Origin of the sequence: Caproicibacter fermentans (assembly GCF_009746625.1) — a bacterium.
Classification (GTDB): domain Bacteria; phylum Bacillota; class Clostridia; order Oscillospirales; family Acutalibacteraceae; genus Caproicibacter; species Caproicibacter fermentans.
The window spans coordinates 1-7,693 of sequence record NZ_VWXL01000063.1; the positions used below are offsets into that span (position 1 = coordinate 1).

Annotated in this window: 6 protein-coding genes; 4 read left to right on the plus strand and 2 right to left on the minus strand. The window is 38.9% G+C overall.

The window, feature by feature from the left end; translation table 11 throughout:
• Nucleotides 1–303 precede the first annotated feature (303 nt).
• Nucleotides 304–474 carry a hypothetical protein gene (locus tag CAFE_RS19690; RefSeq protein WP_166525128.1) on the plus strand — a complete coding sequence of 57 codons (171 nt, stop codon included), beginning with the start codon at nt 304–306 and terminating at the stop codon, nt 472–474.
• A gap of 255 nt (nt 475–729) precedes the next feature.
• Here the strand turns inward: CAFE_RS19690 and CAFE_RS11790 are convergent, their stop codons facing one another.
• Together CAFE_RS11790 and CAFE_RS11795 are read right to left on the minus strand one after the other, a co-directional pair.
• The gene (locus tag CAFE_RS11790; RefSeq protein ID WP_156990761.1) at nt 730–1,596 is read right to left on the minus strand and encodes a hypothetical protein; all 867 of its coding nucleotides are present in this window, start codon (nt 1,594–1,596) and stop codon (nt 730–732) included.
• Between the two features lie 181 nt (nt 1,597–1,777).
• On the minus strand, nt 1,778–2,965 hold the full coding sequence (locus CAFE_RS11795; protein ID WP_156990762.1) for a DUF3800 domain-containing protein: 1,188 nt from the start codon (nt 2,963–2,965) through the stop codon (nt 1,778–1,780).
• Between the two features lie 972 nt (nt 2,966–3,937).
• Between CAFE_RS11795 and CAFE_RS11800 the strand changes: the two genes are divergently transcribed.
• The 3 genes from CAFE_RS11800 to CAFE_RS11810 form a co-directional block, all read left to right on the plus strand.
• Nucleotides 3,938–5,044: an AAA family ATPase gene (locus tag CAFE_RS11800; RefSeq protein WP_156990763.1), complete on the plus strand. Its 1,107-nt coding sequence runs from the start codon at nt 3,938–3,940 to the stop codon at nt 5,042–5,044.
• Between the two features lie 3 nt (nt 5,045–5,047).
• Nucleotides 5,048–7,399: a S8 family peptidase gene (locus CAFE_RS11805; RefSeq protein ID WP_156990764.1), complete on the plus strand. Its 2,352-nt coding sequence runs from the start codon at nt 5,048–5,050 to the stop codon at nt 7,397–7,399.
• 193 nt (nt 7,400–7,592) lie between these two features.
• On the plus strand, nt 7,593–7,693 hold a 101-nt coding region (locus CAFE_RS11810; RefSeq protein WP_156990765.1), incomplete at its 3' end, for a ParA family protein.

A 7,693-nucleotide genomic window follows, 5' to 3' on the forward strand; every position in this document is an offset into this window, starting at 1 on the left:
TCAAAGCTGGCGTTCAGACAGTACCGCCGGTGGACATTCCGGCGGTACTGTGACTGGCGCTCATGTAACCGGCGATATGGGTCATTTCCGACCGGCGTTTTGGGTCAAAAAAGTTCCGGCGTTGACATATACGCCGTATTCACAAAGTTGTGCATTTTACTGACGAAAATCAGTATGACGAAATGACCACAAAGGAATATTTCTCGCCGCGCCAAAAGGCGTTAGAGGGTTGGACAGAAATCGAAGATACCGGCGATTTGCCTTTCGATTGTCAAAAATCCAAACTAATAGGGGGTGTTCCCAATGGCAAAAGCCAAAAGGCAGGGAACAGCCATTCCTAAACATGAGTTGGAAGCCCTTGCCGAAACACTCTATCCCGCCATTCGGGAATTTTTTGAAAGCAACCAGGGGCAAGCGGAATTTAAGGCGTGGCAGGAGCAGCAGAAGGCAGGAATAGTGCACAAGCATATTTAATGTGTCTGTAGAACAGCGAACGAGGGATAACCATAAAAGGTATCCCCTCGTTTCGCTTTAGCTCTATGAAAACACAAAACCGAACCATTCACCGATAAAGTGAATACTCGAGCTATGTGCGTTTGTGTCATTTGCTCAATCTAAGAACAGCAGAAATTACAATCAACACAGTGTCTGTCATTTTCGCTGCCGTCGCTACAGTTGAGCGGTTACTGTCAGATCTTCATTGGTTTACCGATATTCTTAATTAAACGATTAAATTTCACTATTAGAATCTTCTAGATAAGATACGATTTTTTGTCCGAAAAAAGTAAGGTGAAGTCTATCTATATTTGATAAAGAAGATGTTCCTATAGTTACTTTAATTTCACAAACCAATACACCCAAACTTTGTAATTTAGTTATAGATCGAATCATATATGCCCAATCATCAACAGTGTTTCCATCTTTATCAGAACAATAAGAATTAAGCAATATCCCAGGATCTGTGACGTTTTTCGATAGTCCAGAGAATTGTGCAATGTCAATCCAAAACATAGTGTTTTGCGAGAATTGAACATTTCTATCAACCCAAAATCTTCTTTTATAACCAACACTTGTGTTTTCTGCTTTTCCCAAAGAGTCTGGCTGGTTTTTTAGCGTCTGCTGCGCTTCTTGCGTCACCTTCAACTGGTAATCTCTTTTCCCTTCTTTTCGAAACGCGATAAGTAGCTTCAAAAAATAAATGTCATCCGAATTTAATTGGCGAATAATTTCACAAGCGTGTTCAGACATATCATAATTATCTTCCATAACTAAATCAATGAGTGACTTGTTAAGAACATCAACAGTTTCTGGTAAAGCCGAAAGGAGCATATATTTTAAATTATTACGAACGGTATAAAATTTATGTTCATCAGTGGCAAGTCCTAATAGTTTATTTTGAAAATCAGCAATATCAACATGTTGCAGATAGATTGTTTCCTCCAGTACCTTTATTCGTCGTTCCATCAGGCGAGTGTCAAAATAACTCCATAGTTCATCCACTACACTACCGACTATTGGAATATTTCCAAGTAAACCTTTGGCAATTGATTTATATATTTCAGGGTCTTTAAAGATCGTCATATTGGCACTATTCATTTTGTCTCCTCATGGTCTAGTTTTCCAATCGTACACACATATTAATGATTACCCACCTCAAGCTATGACCCACCATTGGCCGACCTTCCCATTATTGCTAAGAATTACCTTCGTGAAGCATCTCATTATTCCGCATACCTGTAACATTTGAATTTCGCTGAATTGAAATAAAGTATAAGTACTAATCAAAGAAGTTTTTATATTTCAAAAAAGCAGGGTTATCGAGTACATCAAACGCATTGTCAGTTTTCTGCCTAATTAAGTTTCTACATATCTCAATTCTATGTAGCATCGGAGATACAACGGTATGAGTCTGATTAAGATACGTTATAATATCCTCAACTGATATTGGTATCTTATATCCATGTGTACAGCTGGCAAGAATAACCCCCGCATCTCGCAAGGGCGCTATAATCCTTCGATACAAATAGTTTGGACGGATTCTCTTATTAGCATATTCTTCTAGGATTGACAATAGCTGATGCGATGAAATATAATTATTTGCATCTACATTATAGACTTGAAATAGCAGGTATCTTAATAGCGCGATCTGTAGCTTCTTTTCCAATGATTCGTCATGTTCATATTTAGCAATAAATGAATTGACGCATTGAACGGCAATCTCAAAAATACTTTTGTCATACTGCGTGTTCTCAGAAATAGCTGAAGCGAAATAGGGCATGGTTTTATTAGGAAAGTTTTCAATACAAATGATTTTACCCTTTAGCATTTCAAGATAATTAGGTGCATGGTCATCGATATATACTTTGCTTATTGTACCCCCTACAATATCAGCCAACTGCACTAACAGCGAGTCCTTACTGTCAGTATAATCAAAATCATATTCATTGAACAGATTTTCTGGCCGATGCTCTCGGACATATTTTTTAAAAGATTCCTGAAACTCAGACGTTCCTATCTGGTCTTCAACTATTCGTAATTTTGGATATGCATTGTAAAGCACATTATATAAGCGTTGGTGAAGGAATTTAATGAACGATTGTCGATAGGAAGTAAGCGGACTTTCACTGATAAATGCCTGTTTATCTGCTACAAACAGAATCACTCTAAACACGATTGGCAATAACTCTGCAATTATTTTACTCCTTCTTCTATAGTTATTGCCAATTGCACTCGATTTCATTTCAGTTTGGCCGAAGCCATTATTCTGCTTCACAACAGACACGGCAGTATGGAGTTCATCAATATCCGAGTTCTTTGCAACGACTGCACATAGGATATAGTATTTTGATCCACCATTATTGAAATCAAAACCAAAGTTGCCGCACTCATCTATATATGCAGTTCGGCTTGGCAACAACAATAAGGATTGTTCCCGTTTAAAATCATCAAAAGAGAGTTGATTCATCTTAACCGCCTCTTACTCGTTTATTGTTCTACCAGTCAGGGAGTAATGTCCGATTTTTCAACCGCTCCTAACACTGTTCTATAATCCATTAAAGATGTCCTTCACAGAATTGTTTCTTGTATAAAGTATATATCGCAATAGTGAATAAAGCAATTTATTTTAAGTAAATTATGGAAAACACACAGCTTGAGCGTAATGTAAGCGCAATCAGGCAGAGTTCCAGATGGCGAAAGCCAAGAAGCAGGGAGCAAAAAAAGCAAAGCTAAATTTTGTTCGCGAAACAACGAACGAGGGATAACCGTAAAGGCTATCCCTCGTCTCGTTTTAGCTTAATAAAAACACAAACCCGAACGCTTCACCGATAAAGTGAATGTTCGGGTTATGTGCGTTTGGTGCGAGTGTTCTTACGGCATTTATTCAAAAAAGTCAGTAATATCAAGGGCTTATGGGCAGTTAATAAGTAGTATTTACCTCTAAAAATCGAATAACTTCATCATATTTTAAGGGCGTTCCGTGAAATGGAGCGCCCTAAATCATGTGATTTTCTAGGGCGTTTCTTGAACAGGAAACGCCCTTTCCGTTTTCAAAGGTTATATTTTACTCTTTTCAGGACTGTGGATGACCAATACCTGTTCAATCAAGTGCATCATCACATCGATGACAAGCTTTTTATCACACTCTGGTTGTAAATTAATTTTCTATAGCTTCTTTTCTGGTGTATTGCTTTATAAGTTACCCTAATCTTTCACTTTGGAGGTTGGCGTCAGGGTACAACGGGCATAGACTCATGACAATCAGAAACTTGAAGCGTTTAAAAGGCAGTCAACGCCCTGATTGCAGTAACGGAATTTCGATCTTCAACAACGATACATCTTAATTTGATAACAAATATTCTAAGTATAATAACATAATAGGTTGACTTCACAAACAAAATCGCGTATACTAATAACAGATAAGTGAGGTGAGCCACCGTTGTATACAGAAATTGTTAAAATTATTGAAGGCGGCCTAGTCAATGACAAGGAGAAGGTAATTAACTATGCTACCGTCTTAGCAGATAATCTCGAAAGCCAAGGAGAGGGTTCGCTGGCGAAGAGGATTAGGTCAACACTAAGCAAAAAGAAGGGAACTCTTACTTCATTGGATAGCTTTGCGACAAAACCAGTCGATACAGAAAGCCGGATGGACATTATCGAGGTCACATCGCCTCAGATTGACCCTAGTCAAGTAATTTTGAGCAAATACTCCCAAGAAGCAATATATAATTTTATTGAGAGCTACAATCGTAGGGATGATTTGCTTAAATCCGGAATTGGTGCTTCAAACTCTTTACTGCTTTATGGCCCTCCAGGATGTGGAAAAACCACGGTAGCTCAATTTATATCTAGTATTACCGGACTTCCCCTTGTTACTGCAAGATTGGATGGTTTGGTATCTTCATTGCTTGGCAGTACAGCCAAAAACATACGTAAAATTTTTGATTATGCTTCAAAAAGAGAGTGCATTTTGTTTTTGGATGAGTTTGATGTTATTGCGAAGTTGAGAGACGATAAAAATGAGCTTGGTGAACTAAAGAGAGTTGTAAACAGTTTGATTCAAAACATAGATGCTTTTAGCGATGACAGTATTTTAATTGCTGCAACCAATCACCACGAACTGCTTGATCCGGCAATCTGGAGACGATTTACTACAATAATAACATTAGAAAAACCGCAGAAGGAAGAAATAAATCAGTTACTTTATGTCCTTCTCGATGGCAAGGAAACAAGTTTTTTGTCAATTTCAAAAAAGCTAGATTTTATTGAAGATGCTTTGATCGGGCTTAGCCATTCAGATATTAAGACGATAGTGTTTAACGCGATGCGTGGTGTGATACTTTCGGGCAGAAACTGTTTAACAAGTTGTGATGTGCTAAAAGAAATTTACTTTCACAAAAATCACGCCATTGAAAATGAAGACGATTTTATAAAGTTTTTGATGAAATATGGTGCCACTCATAAAGAGATCAATGAAAGCCTAGAAATACCGCTTCGCAAAATACAAGAAATTTCAAGAAGTATTGTTAGAAAGGAGCCGTAAGCCATGGAAAATGAAAAACTTCCCATCAATTTTTTTGCTCCGCGAGAAGTGGATGAGTTAAGGGTTGAAGGATCTGGAAATTCCGAAGATCCTAAATGGGTACTTGCTGGGGACGAACTCGTGCAACGCTCTACTGAGTTGTTTTCAGCGTTTAATCAGTTTTCAGAAATTGTCACCGAACGTTCAGAGCGCAAATCTGCAGTTCCTTTTGTGTTTGTGGCCAAAATGTGCGATGACTCGACTGCAAAATCTCGTCGAAAAGATATCTCGTCATTATTCCAAACAGATGATAGAAGTAATGTGATTGGACTGGCAGACTCGGATGAGCTAATTGTAAAACTTGATTCTGTTTCACAAATGAACGAGATATCAAGTAGGTTGCAAGATTATAATCGTAACAGCTATGCACTTTCGTGCCTTGAAACCTTTTGGGAGTTTCAGCCTGTCATACAGAAGCAGGATAATGAAACAACGTACAAAATTAAACTTATTGACTTTCAGGACTATGAAACCAATATATCTATGCAACGATTATTTGAGCGAGCATTGACCTCACGAAAAATGTCGTTTAAAAAAACGAGTTATGCAAGTCAGTTCTCTATATACAAAGTAGAACTGAATCCCCAAACTATGCTTGATGAGCTCCGTGGCGATGATGCATATGAAATGTTGTTTTCTATTGAACCTATGCCGAAATACATTGTATCGTTGGATTCTGTCCAAGAAGAAACTACTATTGAAGTAACGAGACCTGTTGACGGGCATCGTTATGAGACATTGGGAATACTCGACAATGGTATAGCACCGGTTCCACACCTTGCTCCATGGATAGCCGGAAAACGATGGACAGTATATCCTGAGTCTGCAATAAATCCTACCCATGGCACATTTGTCGCAGGAATAGCATTGTACGGAGATGCCTGTGAAAATCAAGAATGGGTTGGGCACAAAGGAATAAAGCTATTTGATGCAACTATATTTCCAGATGAAGCAAAAGAGGGTCTTGACGAAGATGACCTAATTGCAAATATTCGCGAGGCAATTGATGCAAACCACGAGAAAGTAAAAGTATGGAATCTGTCTATCAGCGTTACTCGCCCGGTTTGCGATACCAAATTTTCAGATTTGGCAATCGCATTGGACGATCTTCAAGATAAATACAATATCCTAATATGCAAATCTGCCGGTAATTGTAGGAACTTTATTTCTGGAAGGCCTAAAGGAAGAATTCACGAAGGTGCTGATTCTGTAAGGTCTCTGGTCGTGGGTTCTGTGGCACATGCAAAAGGGCCTGATGACTTCGCAGATATTGATAATCCTTCACCTTTTTCAAGAATAGGTCCCGGCCCAGAGTTTATCATAAAACCCGAGGTATCTCACTATGGTGGAAACGCTGGCGTCAATCAGAACGGAGAGCTTGTTACAACAGGGGTTAAGTCCTTTTCGGCAAATGGGGATTTGGCTAGTAGTGTTGGAACAAGTTTCTCAACCCCACGCATAGCCTCGTTAGCTACCGGATTATATCAGGAGCTAGATGAGGAATTTGATCCGCTACTACTTAAAGGTTTGATTGTCCACTCAGCGTCGTACTCGGAGAATCTCCGAATTCCTGTAACTGAAAGGACAAAACAATTAGGCTTCGGTGTACCAAAGAATGTATCTCAAATTCTATATAATGCCCCCTATGAAGCTACTCTTATCCTGCGTGATACGCTTTCAAAAGGCGAAAAAATTGATATTATGGACTTCCCCATGCCAAAATCCTTGATAAGGAACGGGTATTATACAGGCCAGATTATTGCAACGCTGGTTTATGACCCCATCCTTGACCCGACGCAAGGAGTAGAATACTGTCAGTCAAATGTTGATATAAAGTTTGGTTCTTATGATGCCAAAAAGCAACGAGATATTAGTAAACGTAATATTCTCAATCCTGTTGGCCGCGCAGGAGCGCAGAATCTATTTAGAGAAAATTTATATAGTAAAAGATTGATGAGAGATAGCCAGAGCGACTTTGCTTTAAGAGAGCGGTTGCTAATACAGTACGCAGATAAATATTATCCAGTAAAGAAATACGCTGTTGATTTATCTGAATTATCAGAAGTGAATAGGCAACACTTTACAACCCCAGATAAACAATGGTTTCTGTTTTTACAGGGATTGTTTAGAGAGCACACTGAACAGTTGGCAGAGTTAGAACGCAGGATTCCAAGCCAAGATGTTTGTCTAATAATCACTATCAGAGACCCCCAACGCAAGGCTAATGTATACGATGAGGTTACACAGGAACTAGATGCATTTAACTTCTGGCATAGCAATATTAAAATTACTAATGACATATCCTTGGGCCTATAAATCCATAAGCATGAGCGTGTCTTACCTACGAGTGTTCTTATAGCATTTATTCAAAAAGCCAGCAATATCAAGGGTTTACGGGCAGTTAAGAAGCAGTATTTACCGCTAAAAATTGAATAACTTCATTATATTTTAAGGGCGTTCCGTGAAAAGGAACGTCCTTTTTCTATTTCAGCGGGAGGTGAAAAATCACATGACCAATGTAATTGCCGTTGCCAACCAAAAGGGCGGCGTCGGTAAGACCACAACCTGCGCCAATCTCGGCATCGGGCTGGCACAGGAAGGGAAAAAGGT